The organism is Ensifer sp. ENS10 (assembly GCF_014852025.1).
Lineage (GTDB): Bacteria > Pseudomonadota > Alphaproteobacteria > Rhizobiales > Rhizobiaceae > Ensifer.
On the sequence record NZ_JACVAS010000011.1, the window covers coordinates 76760 to 92639 of the forward strand.

Genomic DNA, 15880 nt, shown 5'->3' on the forward strand with positions numbered 1-15880 from the left:
GTGCGAGGGCTCAACCCAGAAGCTTGGAGACGGGCGTGACCACGCCGCCAGCCGCCTCGATTTCGCTGCGGACGGTACGGGCAAGTTCGAGCGAACCCGGCGTATCGCTGTGCACGAGGATGGAACGAGCCAGCATGGGGATCACGGTCCCGTCGATGGCGGTCACGGTCCCCTCGATCAGAAACTTCCGCACCCTTGCGCGCACCAGGGCCTCCTCCTTGACGAGGGCACCGGGCTTGCCACGCGGCACGAGTTTGCCTTCGGCGTCATAGGCGCGGTCCGCAAGGAAGAGGGTCAGCGTCTTGAGCCCGGCATCGAGCGCCGCGCGTTCAATGGTGCTGCCGGACGTGCCAAAGACAATCAATTCGGGATCGACCGCACGGATCGCCGCCATCACCGCAGCCGCCAGGGTCGGGTCGCGATTGACCATGTTGCCCATTGCAGCATGAAAACTGACATGGGAGACGCGCACATCTTCCGCGCGGGCGATCGCAATCAGTGCGCCCAGCTGGTAGAGCATCTGCTGGCGCAGCTCATCAGGTCCGAAGGGCAGTTCGCGGCGACCGAAACCTTGCCGGTCCGGCAAGCCCGGATGCGCACCGACATCAACTCCCCTCGCCCGTGCGAGACGCACCATCCGGGCCATCGTCTCGGGGTCGCCGGCATGAAAACCGCAGGCGACGTTGGCGGAGGTCACGACATCCATCATCGCCTCATCGTCGCAAAGCGAATAGGGTCCGAAGCCCTCGCCCATATCGGAATTGAGATCCACCTTCATGAATGTCTCCTAAGCCATGGCGGCGAGCGCCTTGCGGACGAGGCGCGCGGTATTTCTGATGTCTTCGACATAGGCGGCGAGCGCCTTCTCAATGGCCCGAGCCTCAGCGTGCGTGGCCGGCACGAAACGCAGCGTCGAACCGATGCGAGCCTGCCCCATCCGCCAGAGATCCGCCTCGATGACGCCGGCGATCTTCGGATAGCCTCCGGCCGTGTTGGCATCGCTCATCTGGACGATCGGTTCGCCTGCAGGCGGCACCTGGATGACACCGGGCACGACGCCGTGCGAACGCATCTCCACCACCTCTACCGGATGGATCGGATCTCCGCTGAGACGGTAGCCGGTGCGGTCGCTGCGCGACGAGATCTTCCACGGCTGGCGCCAGAACCGGTCCGCGTCGGCTCCGAAGAGGTCGTGTTCGCCGGCCGGGAGTGCGCGAATGAGAAGCGCACCATGTTCGTCGACAGGAAACACATCCTTCAAAGCAACCGCTGGCGGCACAACGCCGAAACCACCTTTCGGCAGGACAGCGGGTTCAACCAGACCGGTCGCGATGCCGTCGCCGGCGGCGAGGGTCCTGCCCGCAAGCCCGCCGAAGCTTCCACGCAACGACGTGCTGCGCGATCCCATCACCTGCGCCACGTCGACCCCGCCAGCCAGGCTTACATAGGCCCGCGCATCGCGAAGCGGCGGGAAGAGCTCCAGCACCTGACCGGCCTCAGCTTCCGCAGCCCACCAGGGCGGCAGGGCGACACCATCGAGCTTCGCCCTGCAATCGGCACCCGTGAGCGCGTATGCGCCACCCTTGGCAAAACATAGCCGGAAGGGGAAAGTCTGGACCTCGATGACGGCGGCACCCTGCGGATTGCCAAGGAGAATGTTGCCGATCTCCAGTGCCACGGGATCCATTGCTCCTGAGGCCGTGACCCCGATATTTCGATAGCCCGGACGCCCCCGATCCTGGACAGTGTTCAGCGGGCCGGTTTCGAGGATTTCGATCACAAGTCGATCCTTTCAGGGCGGAAGCGCACGGTATCGCCAGGCGCCATCAAGGCGGGCACTGCAGCCAGCGGATCGAACATCTGAAGTTCGGCAAAGCCGATCGAATTCCATCCGTTCGGGCCGGTCAGCACGGCAACACCGGTTTGCATGCCGCCGATCGTGACGCAGCCCCGCGCCATCTTGAGCGAGGGCACGGTCTTTCGCGGCATGTGGATGCGTGGATCAAGCCCGTGCAGGTACCCGAAGCCCGGCGCACTGCCGAGGGCGAAGACGCGATAGATGCCTTCGTGGTGAATGCGCACGACTTCCCGGTCGCAGAGACCGCTGAGGTCACAGAGCGCCGGCAGGTCGGTGGCATGTTCGCCGCCATAGGTGACGGAGATTTCAATTTGCCGACCGGCAAGTTCGATGCCCTGCGAACGCTGCCATTCGTCCTGCAGGTGCCGGACGACAGCTTGCGGATCGTCCGGGGTCTCCTTCAAGAGGACCAACAGGTTGGTCATGCCAGGAACGATTTCGGCGACGTCTTCGTGCGTCTCGAGCGCGCGGGAGAGCGCCCAGATGCGCCTCTGGTTCGGCAGGTCGAAGGCCCCGGGTGCTTCGAGCAGAAAGGCACGCGTGCCGATGAAGGAAATCTTCGCCAGCGCCTCGGTATTCGGGACGATTGAGGCAGGCGACGGGAACGGGGCCTGTTGCAGGAGGCTCATTGGGCGTGTTCCATGGTCAAAACGGGATCTCCGTAGCCGATCAACTCTCCGGCACGGGCATGAACGCCTGCGACGATCGCGGTTGCCGGCGCGACCACCGGGACGAGGATGGGCCCGACCTCGACAAAACCGGCGATATCGCCGGCTTCGAGCGCTCGGCCCTCACCGGCAAGCGGTGAAGCGTCCGATCCAGCGGGATGCCGGTCGCGAAAAACCCCGGCAAGCGGCGCCTTGACGGCCCGGCCTTCGGGCACCAACGAGGTCACATCCTGAGCCTCTTGACGACGCTCGACCGGGCTGGCGTCGGGGGCCAGCACGATCTTCAAGGCGTGACCGTCCTTCGTGCTGATCTCCAACTCGCTCGCGCCGGAAGCGCCAAGCCAGGTGGTTAGAGTGGAGATGAGGGCCGGATCGGAGAAGTCACCGATCCCGGATCTGCCTGACGAGCGGTCACGCCTTGACACCGGCTTCCTCCCTCAAACTTTTTTCAAGATGATGGATATCGACGCAGCCCTGCATGAAATCCGGATCTGCAAAGATCCTTTCGTGCAGCGGGAGGTTGGTGGAGATGCCTTCGATCCTGGTTTCCGAAAGCGCGACCTGCATGCGCCGGATCGCCTCGTCGCGGGTCGGGGCGTGGACGATCAGCTTGGCAATCAGGGAATCATAGTATGGGGAAACCCGGTATCCGGCCGAGATGTGGGTATCGACGCGAATGCCCGGTCCGCTTGGAAAACGAACCGCTGAAATGCGGCCGGGAGCGGCCACGAAAGTGGTCGGGTCCTCTGCATTGATACGGCATTCGAAGGCGTGTCCTTGCGCCTCTCCGTGGAAACGGCGCGTGTCGAGCACGTCGCCCTGGGCCGAACGCAGCTGCTCGTGCACGAGATCGACGCCCGCTGTCGCCTCCGTCACGGGATGTTCGACCTGCAGCCGGGTGTTCATTTCGATGAAGTAGAACTCGCCGTGCTCGTAAAGGAACTCGAAGGTCCCAACCCCACGATAGCCGATCTGCCGGCAGGCCTCTGCGCAGCGCGCGCCGATCCTCTCTGCGAGTTCCGGTGCGATACCGGGTGCCGGCGCCTCCTCGACGACCTTCTGGTGCCGTCGCTGAACGGAGCAATCGCGATGACCAACCCAGACTGCATTGCCGTGATTGTCGCAGAGCACCTGGAATTCGACATGGCGGGGGTGCTCCAGAAACTTTTCCACGTAGAGCTCAGGCTTGCCGAAAGCGCGGCGCGCCTCCTCGCGCGTGATCACGACCGCATCGGCTATATCGGCGCCATCGCGCACAACGCGCATGCCCCGCCCGCCGCCGCCGCCGGCCGCCTTGACGATGACCGGGTAACCAATGGCCTCAGCGGTGGCGCGCACGGCATCTATGTTATCAGGTAGCGGCTCGCCCGGTCCCGGCACGCAAGGGACGCCGGCCGCCATCATCGCGCGCTTGGCAGCGATCTTGTCGCCCATGATGCGGATTGCCGAGGCCGGCGGGCCAACGAAAACCAGTCCGGCCCTTTCGACCGCTTCGGCGAATTCCGCATTCTCCGAGAGAAACCCATAACCCGGATGGATCGCCTCCGCGCCGGTCACACGCGCTGCAAGCAGGATCGCCGCCTGGTTGAGGTAACTCCTTGTTGGTGTCGACGGCCCGATCGAGAGTGGACCACCTTCGCCCGGTGCTGCCGCGCCGGCCCTATCCGCCTCGGATGCAACACGGATCGCGCGAAGGCCGAGTTCCTTGCAGGCCCGTTCGATCCGGACGGCGATTTCTCCTCGATTGGCGATGAGGACGGAGTGAAATGGATGACCGGTTTTCCGGCCGGGCTCGAAAGACGCATCCATCACCCGATCTCCACGAGCAGGTCGCCGAAGGCGACCTCCTGGCCGTCCGCAAAGAAGATGCGCTTGACGATGCCGCCGAACGGAGCCGATATAGTCGTGAAGACCTTCATCGCCTCCACGATGCAGAGAGCCTGACCCACCTCTACCGGATCGCCTTCCGCCACGATTGGAGCGGATCCCGGGCTGTTTGACTGATGTACGATGCCTGAGGTCGAAGCACGAACAAGCTGCGTTTGCGGCTGGTCGTCCAACCTTGGCGGCTCGACCGTCGATGGCGTTGCCTGCACTGTGGTTGGGATTTCCAGGTTGGCTACACGAGCCGGATTGCGAATGACGACAGTCGTGTCCGCATCGCTGACTGTCAGCTCCGAGACACGCGAACGCCCGACAAAGTCGAGAAGCGTCTTGATCTTTTGCAGATCCATTGTTTTCCCCACGGAACGAAGATCACCGGGGTGCGGCCCTGAGAGCCTTGATCCGTCCGGTGCAGTTGGGGAAATCTTACACAGCATCCCGTTTGATGGGGGCAGACAAACTTTGAATAGAGAGAACCACCGCCCCCTCTCCCGCTGCTCCACGAGGACTCTTGGACGAATGGCCGGCACGAGTTGGTCTCGAACATCACAGATAATCCGGGCCGCTGTCACAACATCGTCACGAAACACACGAACAACTCGCTGCGTATTGATGGCGGAGGCTCAGATGGACTACTTCAGGCGCTTCACCTTTTTATTCGCGACACCCGCCTTCAACAGCGAGGACCTGGAGGGGGCCCGCTATAACCAAATCGTCGAGGAGATCGAACGATCCGGTTTCGAGGTGGTGCGCGCGCGCAATCTTGAAGACGCCGAAATCGCCGTCCAGACGGACGCGGCCATCGGTTGCATGATGGTCGATTGGGGCAAGAAGGGCATGGAGGGCAAGACAGCCTCCCTTATCAATCTGATGCGCCGTCGCGGCCTCGAATTCCCCATCATTCTCTTGATCCGCCGCAAGCGCTTCGAGGATGTGCCGGTAGAAGTGCTCGACTTCATCGACGGTTATGTCTTCCTGTCCGAGGAGACCCCCGCCTTCATCGCAAAGAACCTCATCAGCCGCCTCAAGCAGTATGCCGAGACGATGAAGACACCTTTCTTCGGCGCGCTGGTGGATTACGCCGAGGAAGGCAACCAGCTCTGGACATGTCCCGGCCATAATGGCGGCGTGTTCTATAGCCGCAGCCCGGTCGGCCGCGTGTTTATGGAGCATCTGGGCGAAGCGGTGTTCCGCGACGATCTCGACAATTCGGTGCTCGACCTTGGCGATCTCCTGACCCATGAGGGCCCGGCGCTCGCGGCGCAGAAGGAAGCCGCCAAGATTTTTGGCGCGGAGAAGACCTATTTCGTCCTCAACGGCACCTCGACCTCCAACAAGGTCGCGCTCTCCGCCCTCGTCACCGATGGCGACCTGGTTCTGTTCGACCGCAACAATCACAAAGCGGCGCATCACGGCGCGCTGATGATCTCCGGCGGTATCCCGGTCTATGTGCCGACCGCGCGAAACGCCCATGGTCTGATAGGCCCCATGGATTTTGGCTCCCTGAACGAGGAGGCGCTGCGGGAACGCATCCGCACCCACCCATTGGTCAAAGACCCTAACGCCTGGCAGAAACCGCGCCCGTTTCGGGTGGCGGTGGTGGAACAGTGCACCTATGACGGCACGATCCACAATGCGGAGATGATCCTGAAGGCCATCGGGCATCTGTGCGACTACATCCTGTTCGACGAGGCCTGGGCGGGCTTCATGAAGTTTCATCCGCTCTATGCCGGACGTTTTGCCATGGGCCTTGCCGAACTCGGACCCGATGCGCCGGGCATCATCGCCACGCAATCCACTCACAAGCAGCTTGCGAGCTTTTCACAGGCTTCGCAGATCCACATGAGGGATCGGCACATCACCGGCCAGAAGCGCCGGGTCGAGCACCGGCGCTTCAACGAGAGTTTCATGCAGCACGCTTCGACCTCACCCTTCTATCCCCTCTTCGCCTCCCTGGACGTCGGCGCGCAGATGATGAAGGGCCGCTCTGGCGAAGTGCTGTGGGACGATACGATCCGCCTCGGCATCGAACTGCGCAAGAAGATACGGGCTGTGCGCCGGGAGTTCGAGGAGAAGGAGCGTCGGCCCGAGCGCCGCTGGTTTTTCGAGCCCTTCGTGCCGGACCGTGTGGCGATGCCGGATGTGGCAAGCCCTGGAGCGGTGCACGACGTGCCCTGGGAGAGTGTTGCCACCGATCAACTCGCCACCAACCCGGCCTTCTGGCACCTAGCCCCAGGTGCTGCGTGGCACGGCTTTTCCGATATGGCGCCGGGCTTCGCAATGACCGATCCCAACAAACTCACGCTGCTCACGCCCGGATTCGACAGGGCGACCGGCGCATATGCCGAGCACGGCATTCCGGCGCCGATTGTCGCGCAATATCTGCGTGAGAACCGGATCGTCGCGGAAAAGAACGACCTGAATTCCCTGCTGTTCCTGCTCACACCCGGCGTCGAGGCAAGCAAAGCGGGCACGTTGATCAGTGGTCTCGTAGCATTCAAGCGGCTTCATGATGACAATGCGCCTCTGGAAGAGGCAATCCCGGAATTTTATCGCCGCCGACCCGGTCGTTACGCTGGCGTGCGGTTGCGCGACCTGTGCGGCGATATGCATCGCTTCTTCCGCGACGCCAATGTCAGCGCGCTGCAGGCGAAGCAATTTTCCGAAGCGCACCTGCCTGATATCGCCCTTTCGCCCCACGACGCGGCGCGCTGCCTCGTGCGCAACGATGTGGACTATCTTCCGATCGACGCCATCGCCGGGCGGATCGCAACGACGCCTTTCGTCGTCTATCCGCCGGGGATCGCCACCATCGTGCCGGGCGAGCGGTTGACCGAGCGAGCGCAGCCGATGATCGACTATCTCAAGATGTTCGAAGCCTGTTTCAACGCGTTTCCCGGCTTTGACGTCGAGATCCAAGGTCTCTACCGTGAAACGGACGCATCGGGCCGCGTACGACTTCATACCTACGTCGTCGCCGAATAGGATTTAGGAATTTCGGATCCCTCATGCAGCAGGACAAGTCAATCGTCATTCGCCCGTCGCGGGACGGCGACGTGGACGCGATGCTGGCGATCTATCGCCGCCACATTCGCCGCGGCATCGAGGAGGGTGTGGACGAGGGCGACACGCCGCAGCCGGACGATCTGCGCGAGCGGCGGAAGAACTTGAAGAGCCGCCGCTTCCCGCACCTTGTCGCGATCAAGGAGGGCGCAGTGGTCGGCTACGCCTATGTCGTACTGTTTCGCAAGCGACCTGCCTACCGCTATACCGTCAAGCACTCGATCTATGTTCATCATGAACATCTCGGCCAGGGCATCGGAGGTCTGCTCATGCGCGGCCTGATCGACGCTTGTGCTGCAGCCGGCTTCCGGCAGATGATCGGCTATATCGATGCCGAGAATGTTGCCTCGCTGTCGCTGCACGAACGGTTCAACTTCGTTCGCGTTGGCCTCCTGCAGGGGGTAGCCTATCGCTACGGGCGCTGGGCGGACAGCGTCATGGTCCAACGCTCGCTCGGCACCGGCGCGACGACGCCACCGCCTCCCCCGCCCCTCTCCACCCGTTGACGATCGAAGTTGGAAAACCCGGGTGGGCTGCGCCCGCTCAAGCCTCCCCGAGAGGCGGCCGCGACTCCCTGGCCTTCATTCAGCACTCGATCTCTGACGCCGGCTAAAGGCCTTTGCGTAAACTGAGGGTGTCTTTCCGACATAACCAAAGAACGCACTTGAAAATGCGGAGCTCGAAGAGAAACCGGCTTCGAAAGCAGTCTCCGTTATGCAATGTCCCTCTTTGCGCAGAAGTTCCATCGCCCGGTTCATCCGCTGTTCACGGATGAGTTGTAACGGATCCGGAAATCGAGAGGGCCGCATAGCCGGGTCATGCGCGGCGCCGCCCAAACAAGTCTGACTACCGGATGGGCTGTTCCCCGATCGCCAGCTCGCACCTCTCAAAACCTTCGCGTGCGCAAGCTAGTTGGCCTAAGCGGTGCTCAAGGTGGCCGCCCCTTAGTCCCGCCGTTCTGTCGCTCGAAGCATGATATCACGCCGCTCGCCCTCCGGACCTGGTTCGACGAGTTCGATCAGCACGTTGTCCGGGCCCTTTAGATAGACAACCCGCCGCCCCGCCCAGTGCCCGTTTGCCACGACCTGCGGCGCGCCGAAGGCGCTCCACCCGTAGGGCGCTGCCATGCGCAGAGTAGCATCAACGTCCCGCACCATGAGTCCGATGTGCGATGCCCCGCTGTCGCATGCCTGGAAGGCAAGCGCCTTTCGCCCTAAAGCCGTCTTGTACTCCAGAAGTTCGACGATATGCGGCCCCTTTGCTAGCATGGCAAGCTCAATGGACCCGTCACGAACTCCCGTCACGTCGCGAACGAAATCACGGTCCTCCAAAACATCCCTTCCAATGAGCTCGAAGCCGAGAACGTTGATCCAGAAATTCAGCGACGTTTTTAGGGACGAGACCGTAATCCCGAAATGATGGACCGCTATGCCTGATACATCCTCAGGCATAGCGGTCCTCCCGAAACAGATACAGCGCCTGTTGAACGGGCCGATCCGAGAAGGAGAAGAGCACACTGTCCTCGTCGCTCTCATGGCGTACGTCGTGCCACGAGGGCACGACGAAGATGTCGCGCTTGCCCCATTCGACCACGGTATCGCCGATATGTGATCGCCCGCGCCCTTCGATCGGTACGAAAACGGTGGCATCGGTCGAGCGGTAACGGGCGGTTGTAAACCCCTTTGGCAAGAGCTGGATGAAGGTGCCGATGGTCGCCATGGCGTGGTTTCCGGTGATCGGATTGGTGTAGCGCATCTTCAGTCCGTGACACGGATCCCAGGCATCGTGGCGGCGCATGCGTTCCAGTGCGCCGCGTGTGCGCTCGTAAGGGTAGTTGAAGACGGGGGACGTGCCTCCGCCAACACCATGGTCGACTGGCAGGAGGTTTGCGCCGTAGCGGGCGTCGCTGTCGCCGATCGGGCGGTCCAGCGGCTGCTCGTCCTGGTCTAGATGTTCCGCGAACGAGGCGTCGAGGAACTGCACGATGGGGATGTCGAGCCCGTCGAGCCAGAAGATCGGCTCGGAACTCTGGTTGCCGTGATCGTGCCAGGCCATCGGCGGGGTGATGATGAAATCGCCCTCGTGCATGATAGTCTTTTCGCCGTTGACCGTCGTATGGGCACCGCTGCCTTCCAGCACGAAGCGGAGCGCGCTTTGCGTATGGCGGTGGGCCGGCGCCACCTCGCCGGGCAGTACGAGCTGCACCCCGGCGTAAAGATCGGTGGTGATTTTCGATTGCCCGCGCAGGCCGGGATTTTCGAGCACGAGGACGCGCCGCTCGGCTTCCTTGGCGGTGATCAGGCCGCCGGCTTCGAGGATCGCCTCGCGGATCGTCGGAAAGCTCCAGTGCGCCGGACGGCAATGGCTGCGTGGCGTTGGTGTGACGAGATCGGCCAGTGATGTCCACAGCGGCGTCATGTTGCTCCGGCCAATCCGGTCGTAGAAGTCCTGGCGCAAGGCCTCCGTCGAGGCGGTCGCTCGATGATCAGCTGACATTGACGCCTCCTGTCGCGATGGATTCGACCACAGCCTTGGCGCGAAGACGGACGGGAGCGGTTTCCTTGAGAAGCAGGATGACGACGATGCCAAGGCCGAGGGCATAGAGTGGGACCGCCGCGGCATGCTCGATGCCGTAGTGTTTTGCGATGGTGCCGGCGATGGCGGGCGCAAAACCGCCGCCGAAGATTTCACCGATGCCGATGACCATCCCGGAGCCCGTGGCCATCAGTCGAGCGGGCACGGATTCGGCCGTGATCGGACCGACCGTCAGCGTGAGGAGCGCATAGAGGCTGCCCATCGTCACCATCATGCAGAGGAAGAGCACGGTGACGTTCGCGCCTGCTCCGCCGAAAATCCAGAAGGCGCCGAAGGCCAGCACGGCCGACAGGAGCATGACGGGCTTGCGACCGACCCGGTCGGACAGCGCTGGCAGCAGCAACGCGCCGATTGCCCCGCCAAAACCCATGGAGGAGAGGATGAAGCCCATCTGGTCCATGTTGAGGTGCAGATGGTCGACAAGGTAGCTCGGGAACAGGGCGGCGACGACGATGATGCAGGTCAGCCAGAACAGCTGGCAGAGAATCGCGAGCGGCACGTTGCGGTAGGAGAACACCTCGTACCAGCGGTGCGTTCCGGCATCATGCGTCGTACTATGGGTTGCGATTTCCGAAGGCGCCGGCTGCTCCAGGGTCCGGTGCAGGAGGTAGGCGACGACCAGCCCCGGAATAGCGACCATCAGGAAGATCCACGGCCAATCGACGACCTTGAGCAACTGCGTCACCGCGAGCGGCGCGAGGCCGAGGCCGAGCAGTGCCGGCATGGTCTGCTGAATGCCCACGTTCAGTCCGTGCCGCTTGGGAGGCGAGGCATCCATCGTCGCGATGATGCTGGCCGGCGTGAACGCGCCTTCTGCCAGACCCATCAAGACGCGGGCAAGCACCAGCGATGCGAGGCCCGTCGCAAGGCCGCTGAAGCCTGCGATCAGCGAGAAGATGAAGAGGGCCGGCACGATGATCTTCTTGAAACCGAAGCGATCGGAGAGGTTACCGGTGAAGAGCGAGGACAGACCCCAGGCCACCGCGAGCGCCCCGGTGATAATGCCGAGGTCCTGGTAATCGAGGCCGAGATCGCGGGCGAGAACCGGCATCATCGGCACGATGATGAAACGGTCGACACCGACGAGACCGAGGCCGAGCGACAACAGCGTCACCGCCTTCCACTCGTAGCCCTTCGGCCGCCCGGATCGGTCGACCGTATCGGTTGCATTCGTTACGACGGGTATCATTCTACGTCCTCCTGGTTGGCTGGCAAAGCGCGTTCGAAAGCGGGCAGCAAGAGCGCCGCATCCGCGATGCGTTTGACTGTGGGAAAGGGAGAGAGGTCCAAGGCGTAGGTCTTCGCGTTGATGATCTGCGGCACGAGGCAGACATCGGCGATCGAGACTGTGTCGCCATGGCAGAACCGTCCGGTATGGCGGCTCTTCGAAAGCAGGGCCTCGAGCGCTTGAAATCCTTCGCCGATCCAATGGTTGTACCAACGGGCGACGGCCTCGTCCGGCTGACCGAGTGGCCCGCGCAAGTAGTTAAGCACCCGCAGATTGTCGATCGGATGCACATCACTGGCGATGATCTGCGAGAGCGCGCGCACGCGAGCACGGCCAGCGGCATCTTCGGGCAGCAGCGGCGGATCGCGCCGCGTCTCGTCCAGATACTCGATGATCGCCAGCGACTGCGTGAAGATCTGGCCGTCGATCTCCGCTGCCGGAACCAGCCCTTGCGGATTGATGTGGCGGTAGTCCGGTAGATTCTGTTCACCGCGCCTCAGGTGATGGGGCACGGTCCGGTAGGCCACCCCCTTGAGATTGAAAGCGATGCGGACCCGGAACGAAGCCGAAGAGCGGTAATAGCCGTGGAGGGTGACGGGCGCGCTCATGTGATCGACACCCGAAGCGGAGGCAGGCCGTTGATGCGGGCCTCGAGCCTGTCGCCGCTCACCACGGCACCGACGCCCTCGGGCGTGCCGGAATAGATGAGGTCGCCGGGGGCGAGGTCCATGTAGCGCGACAGCCAGTGGATGATCTCGTCGACCGACCAGATCAGCTTGGAGAGCCGGCTTTCCTGCCGGCGCTCGCCGTTGACGTCGAGCGTCACCATCGCCTCCGCAACCGCATCCCATCTTGCGACGGGAACGATTTCGCCGATCGGTGCGGAGCGGTCGAACGCCTTGCCCATGTCCCAGGGCCGGCCTTTTTCACGGGCGGCGATCTGCACGTCGCGGCGCGTCATGTCGAGGCCGACGGCATAGCCGAAGATATGCGACGCGGCGTCCTCGATCGGAATGTCAGCGCCTGCCTTGCCGATGGCGACGACAAGCTCGACCTCGTAGTGATAGTTGCCGGTCATGCGCGGATAGGGAATGCGCGCACCGTCGAGCTCCACCGTGTCGGCAGGCTTCAGGAAGAAGAACGGCTCCTCGCGGTCGACCGCAAAACCCATTTCCCGCGCATGGGCCTCGTAGTTCCGGCCGACGCAATAGATGCGCCGGACCGGAAAGGTGCCCCCGCCGACGATCGGGACTGCCGGAACGGCCGGGGGCTGGAAGACATGGCTGTTTGTCATGACGCGCTCCGTCGAGATCGGGGTCTCACCAGGCCGTGAGGCCGCCATCCACCTTGATGTCCGTGCCGGTGACCCAGCTCGCTTCGTCGGAGACGAGGTAGACGATGGCCCAGGCAACATCCTCGGGCTTGCCGTGGCGGCCGATCATCGTGTTGGCTTTCATCGAGTCCTCGAAGCCCGGAAGGTTGTCGAAGGCGAACTGGGCGGCGGGCGTGTGGATGATGCCGGGCGAGACAGAGTTGGCGCGGATGCCGTGCGGCGCGCCCTCATAGGCCATCTGGCGCGTCATCGAGAGCACGCCGCCCTTGCCGGTGGAATGGGCAATGGCGCCCATGTTGCGGGTCGCGCCCCAGGCGGAGATCGAAGCGAAGTTGACGATGCTGCCGCCGCCGCGCTTGATCATGTGCGGCCAGGCAGCACGCACGGGCAGAAACACGATGTCGAGTTCGCCCTTCAGCGTCTTGTGCCACTGCGCCAGCGTCATCTCGGGCACGGATGCGAACTCGACGAACCCCGCCGCCGTCACCAGCGTGTCGATGCCGCCGTATTTTTGCGCGACATAGTCCATGAGGGCCGCCGCGCCCTCTTCGCTGGTGAGGTCATAGGAGACGTCGTCGATCTCGAAACCGTCGGCCTTAGCGGTGGCGACGGTGCCGGCCAGCGCCTCCTGATTGACATCGACGCCGATGACGGTCGCGCCTTCCCTGGCGAACAGCAGCGCGGTTCCCTGGCCGATGCCGCTGGCGGCACCCGTGACAATTGCGACTTTTCCCTTGAGACGATTGGGCATGTCCTGCTCCCTGAATGGTTGGTGATGGGGTCCCTGCCCCCGTTTTCGGGCGCAGGCATTCGCCGCCGCCGCTTTCGCGGCGGGATCGATGTCTTGAAGATCGTTCGGTATTCGCCTGTGGCGGTCAGGCCGCGACGGGCTGTCCGGCCTTATCCGTCAGGAAATCGAGGAGAAGATCGCCCACGATGTCCGGCCGTTCGATGTTAGCGCAATGGCCGCAACCCGGAATGACGGCAACCTTGCTGTCGGCAATGCGCTTTGCAACGTCAGTGGCGTACCCGGGCAGACGCAGCTTATCTTCGGCGCCGGCGATCAGCAGCGTCGGGACGCCGATCGCTTCGTAGTTGGTCGCGTCCGCCTGGCCAAACTCCTTGCGCTCCGGCGCATTTGGCGACCGGAATCGGGCGGCGGCCACCGCCTCCCAGGCACCCGGCGCGATGCTCAGGGCATGGCGGCGGCGCACATAATCCTCGTCGGCGTGCCAGACACTGCCCTCGAACAGAGACTGTAGGATGCCGACCATACCGTCCAGGCTGCCGTCGTAATCCGTGAGACGTTTGCGTGCCGCATTCTCCGGCATCCAGCCGCCGCCGCTGATTGCAACAAGCCGGTCGATGGCAAAGCCGGGATGCCGTTCCGCCGCGATCTGCAACAGGAAGGTCGCGCCCATGGAATTGCCGACGAATGAGGCCCGGCCGATCGCCAGCACCGCCAGGAAGCGCGCTATATGCGCGATCATGCGCGCCCGCTTGCCCTCGAAATCATGGAGCTTCGCCGTCTTTCCGAAACCCATCCAATCCGGGGCGATCACCCGGTAGCGTTCCGCAAGCCTCGGGATCAGATACTCCCAGCTCAGCTCCGCGCAGCCGCCGAATTCGCCGCTGTGCAGTAGGACGACGATGGGTCCCTCGCCGGCCTCCAGGTAATGTGTGCGGATCCCGTCGACATCGACGAAACGGCTTCGATAGGCCTTTTCGACTGGCGGAACTTTTTCGGCGGCGTTCACGGCCGAGCCTCCGGCAAGGGGCGCAGGCGGCGCAGGCGGGCCGTCGCGTCCGGGTGCATCATGTCGGGCATCCACTGCGCCCGGCCGTTCAGCGCGCAGACCACGCTGTCGACCTCCGGCAGCGCACCGACCGCCTTCTCGACGATGGCGATGATGTTGGCCGCCTGCCAGCAGACGGGGCTTGTCAGCCGGAGCGTCACCCGCACCGCGCCGCCATCGATGTCGATTGCCTCGATCATGCCCATTTCCCGAAGGGTGATCGGCGCGCCGGTCGCGATCGAGCACGGGTCGACGACCCTTTCGAGGGCGCCATAGATTGCTGCCTCGTCAAGCATGGGTCGGCTCCTTCATGGTCGAGAAGGGTGCTGCGACGCCGGCACGCCGGCGCTTGGCGAATTCGTCGTCCTTCGTCGCGGCAATGCGCGATTCCAGGTCGAGGCCGGTCATGCGGGCGTAGTTGTCGAAGAGGATCTTTTTCTTCGCCGCCCGGTCGATCTGCGGCAGGCCCGCGCCGGAGACGAGTTCGTCCGGGAAGGCGAACTTGTGCACGAAGGCTTCCAGAAGAGGCTGCGGATGGAAGGCCATCGCGCCCGTTCCCCATAAAATTCGGTCGATCGCATTTGGTCCGCCGGGGCCGACGAGCGACGCCATGATGTGCTGGAAGGCGGCGGGCCGGGTCGCGGCGAGCGCGCAGGTGATTTCAAGATTTACGTAGACATTGGGGAAGCGCGCGAGCTGCCAGGCGGTTTCTTCCGCAAAAGCCATGCCGCCGTGGATGATCTCGAAATTGAGGTCCGGGAAGGCCATGCAGGCGCGGTCGATGTCACTGACACGATAATGGTCGATGGCGACCGGGCCGAGCGGCAGCGCCTTGTGGATCGCCACCACCTTGATGCCGAGTTCCTGGGCACGCTCGAACAGCGGGAATGCCACCTCCGGATCGTCCATCTTCCAGCCCTGGATTTCCTGTCCGACCCAGCTATTTGGGTAGAGCTTCAGGCCGACGGGCTTCAGGATCTCAACCTGGCGTTCGAGTTCGTCGAGCGCGGCGGCACCCATCAGCGGATCAACGCCACAGTAGGTAATCATCCGGTTCGGCCACCGCTCCTTCGCCTCGACGGCCTTTTCGAAACTACAGAGGCCATCGTGGAAGGAGTAGATCGGCAGGGCGTGGTAAACTGCCAGATCGGTGTCGCTTTCGACGAAAACCTGGTCGACCGTCTCCTCGATACTCCAGTCCCGGTAGAATTGCTTCTTCGTCGGCGCATAACCGGGAAGCGCGGATGCTATGACCGAGTCATAGACAAGATCGCACAAAGGTTTTGCGAAGCGATTGGCAAAATTTTTCTCATCCATATTGTAGGCATGGATGACCGCGTCTATCACGTTCAGACCGTCTATCATTGGAATCCTCCCATCTCAATTTTGCGTTGCTTGAAGTCTTCTTGGTATTGCGATCGCCGTCCAACGAGGATTAATGACCTCGTGATCAGG

General features: G+C 63.0%; 18 protein-coding genes. 2 read left to right on the forward strand and 16 right to left on the reverse strand.

The genetic code is table 11. The features are described from left to right. Positions 1-10: 10 nt before the first annotated feature. From IB265_RS29440 to IB265_RS29465, 6 genes are read right to left on the reverse strand one after another with little or no spacing between them, the layout of a single operon-like run. Complete coding sequence (locus IB265_RS29440) at positions 11-778, reverse strand: LamB/YcsF family protein (protein ID WP_113131825.1); 768 nt, start codon at positions 776-778, stop codon at positions 11-13. 9 nt (positions 779-787) lie between these two features. Next, on the reverse strand, positions 788-1780 hold the full coding sequence (locus IB265_RS29445; protein WP_192495569.1) for a biotin-dependent carboxyltransferase family protein: 993 nt from the start codon (positions 1778-1780) through the stop codon (positions 788-790). Beyond that, positions 1777-2487: a 5-oxoprolinase subunit PxpB gene (gene pxpB / locus IB265_RS29450; RefSeq protein ID WP_113131827.1), complete on the reverse strand. Its 711-nt coding sequence runs from the start codon at positions 2485-2487 to the stop codon at positions 1777-1779. The genes IB265_RS29445 and pxpB overlap by 4 nt, the downstream gene beginning before the upstream one ends. Continuing rightward, positions 2484-2951 (reverse strand): hypothetical protein, encoded by a 468-nt coding sequence (locus IB265_RS29455; protein WP_113131828.1) that lies wholly within the window; start codon positions 2949-2951, stop codon positions 2484-2486. The genes pxpB and IB265_RS29455 overlap by 4 nt, the downstream gene beginning before the upstream one ends. Beyond that, on the reverse strand, positions 2938-4335 hold the full coding sequence (locus IB265_RS29460; RefSeq protein WP_113131829.1) for an acetyl/propionyl/methylcrotonyl-CoA carboxylase subunit alpha: 1398 nt from the start codon (positions 4333-4335) through the stop codon (positions 2938-2940). The genes IB265_RS29455 and IB265_RS29460 overlap by 14 nt, the downstream gene beginning before the upstream one ends. Continuing rightward, complete coding sequence (locus IB265_RS29465; protein ID WP_309140523.1) at positions 4335-4847, reverse strand: acetyl-CoA carboxylase biotin carboxyl carrier protein subunit; 513 nt, start codon at positions 4845-4847, stop codon at positions 4335-4337. Before IB265_RS29465 ends, IB265_RS29460 begins: the two co-directional genes overlap by 1 nt. Positions 4848-5037: 190 nt before the next feature. Between IB265_RS29465 and IB265_RS29470 the strand changes: the two genes are divergently transcribed. Together IB265_RS29470 and IB265_RS29475 are read left to right on the forward strand one after the other, a co-directional pair. After that, positions 5038-7395, forward strand: a complete 2358-nt coding sequence (locus IB265_RS29470; protein WP_113131831.1) for an Orn/Lys/Arg decarboxylase N-terminal domain-containing protein — start codon at positions 5038-5040, stop codon at positions 7393-7395. A gap of 23 nt (positions 7396-7418) precedes the next feature. Beyond that, a complete protein-coding gene (locus tag IB265_RS29475; protein WP_113131832.1) occupies positions 7419-7979 on the forward strand; it encodes a GNAT family N-acetyltransferase in 561 nt (186 codons plus the stop codon). A gap of 75 nt (positions 7980-8054) precedes the next feature. On the opposite strand, the gene IB265_RS37850 is transcribed toward IB265_RS29475, so the two are convergent. From IB265_RS37850 to IB265_RS29525, 10 genes are all read right to left on the reverse strand, one after another. Beyond that, complete coding sequence (locus tag IB265_RS37850) at positions 8055-8282, reverse strand: helix-turn-helix domain-containing protein (protein ID WP_373419862.1); 228 nt, start codon at positions 8280-8282, stop codon at positions 8055-8057. Between the two features lie 135 nt (positions 8283-8417). After that, a complete protein-coding gene (locus IB265_RS29485; protein ID WP_192495570.1) occupies positions 8418-8924 on the reverse strand; it encodes a VOC family protein in 507 nt (168 codons plus the stop codon). Beyond that, positions 8917-9969: a gentisate 1,2-dioxygenase gene (gene gtdA / locus IB265_RS29490; protein ID WP_112995801.1), complete on the reverse strand. Its 1053-nt coding sequence runs from the start codon at positions 9967-9969 to the stop codon at positions 8917-8919. Before gtdA ends, IB265_RS29485 begins: the two co-directional genes overlap by 8 nt. Next, the gene (locus tag IB265_RS29495) at positions 9959-11257 is read right to left on the reverse strand and encodes an MFS transporter (RefSeq protein ID WP_113131834.1); all 1299 of its coding nucleotides are present in this window, start codon (positions 11255-11257) and stop codon (positions 9959-9961) included. The genes gtdA and IB265_RS29495 overlap by 11 nt, the downstream gene beginning before the upstream one ends. Then, entirely contained in the window at positions 11254-11904 is a 651-nt protein-coding gene (maiA, locus tag IB265_RS29500) for a maleylacetoacetate isomerase (RefSeq protein WP_113131835.1), read from the reverse strand. Before maiA ends, IB265_RS29495 begins: the two co-directional genes overlap by 4 nt. Beyond that, on the reverse strand, positions 11901-12590 hold the full coding sequence (locus IB265_RS29505; RefSeq protein ID WP_113131882.1) for a fumarylacetoacetate hydrolase family protein: 690 nt from the start codon (positions 12588-12590) through the stop codon (positions 11901-11903). Before IB265_RS29505 ends, maiA begins: the two co-directional genes overlap by 4 nt. A 25-nt stretch (positions 12591-12615) precedes the next feature. Then, a complete protein-coding gene (locus IB265_RS29510; protein WP_113131836.1) occupies positions 12616-13380 on the reverse strand; it encodes an SDR family NAD(P)-dependent oxidoreductase in 765 nt (254 codons plus the stop codon). A 124-nt stretch (positions 13381-13504) separates the two neighbouring features. Beyond that, positions 13505-14386, reverse strand: a complete 882-nt coding sequence (locus tag IB265_RS29515) for an alpha/beta fold hydrolase (protein ID WP_192495571.1) — start codon at positions 14384-14386, stop codon at positions 13505-13507. After that, positions 14383-14721 (reverse strand): metal-sulfur cluster assembly factor, encoded by a 339-nt coding sequence (locus IB265_RS29520; protein WP_113131838.1) that lies wholly within the window; start codon positions 14719-14721, stop codon positions 14383-14385. The genes IB265_RS29515 and IB265_RS29520 overlap by 4 nt, the downstream gene beginning before the upstream one ends. After that, complete coding sequence (locus IB265_RS29525; protein WP_113131839.1) at positions 14714-15790, reverse strand: amidohydrolase family protein; 1077 nt, start codon at positions 15788-15790, stop codon at positions 14714-14716. The genes IB265_RS29520 and IB265_RS29525 overlap by 8 nt, the downstream gene beginning before the upstream one ends. Positions 15791-15880: the final 90 nt, after the last annotated feature.